1 protein-coding gene is annotated in these 828 nt (G+C 34.7%); it reads right to left on the bottom strand.

Annotated elements, in window-relative coordinates; genetic code table 11:
• Positions 1–374: RHS repeat-associated core domain-containing protein (locus ACVC5O_RS05155; protein WP_452220403.1), on the bottom strand; the 374-nt coding region annotated here is incomplete at its 3' end.
• Positions 375–828: the final 454 nt, after the last annotated feature.

Here is an 828-nt window from a genome sequence, read left to right on the forward strand (position 1 = left end):
CCATGCCCAGAAGCATTTTGTACAGAACCTAAAATTTGATGACCATTATTAGATAAATATTTTGAAGCTACTTTTTCTCCCCAAGCACCTATACCACTTAAACCTAAAGGATCAATCCAAATAGTACTATTATGAGTGTAACTATAAATATTAGGCATTCCTCCTTCTAGTCCAATAGGATCCTGAGATATATAAACTCCTATGTCTGGACTATAATACCTAAAACGGTTATAATACAACCCAATTTCCTCATCCTCATACTGTCCTTGATACCTAAAAGGACAATCGGTTACAACTCCCTTTGCTAACTTACGTATTTTACCATAAATATCATACTCTGCTTCCCAAGTTTTTTCGCCTTGGCTATTGTACATTTCAACTGGTGTACCAAGGTAGTCGGTTATAATAGAGTAGGTGTCGTTGGCTGTTATTTTTGCGGCAGGTTTAAAAGTACCTTCGTCGAAAATCCAAGTAATTAGGTTGTCTAGTGGTTCTGGTTTGTCGTTTTCTAGTACTCCTTCTTCGTTAATTACAAGTTTTGGTCTCTCTTGTAAATTGTATTGCCACTCGTGGAGAGGTACGTTTCCGTCCCAAATAAAGCGGGTTATAAGACCTCTCGTCTGCGCTCGAGGTGGTATTTCAAAGAACTAATAGCGTACATCTATATAAAAGTTTATGATTTTATTCTGGATAATCTAAATCTTTAGAATAGTCAACCTCATCTTCTAACCAACCAATTTCGTTACACCAATTTTTTATATCCGACAATAACTCTTTGTTATTTATTTCTTTAAACTTATATTTTTTTAAAGAATCTTCTAAATAATT

It is taken from the genome of Lacinutrix salivirga (assembly GCF_053604675.1).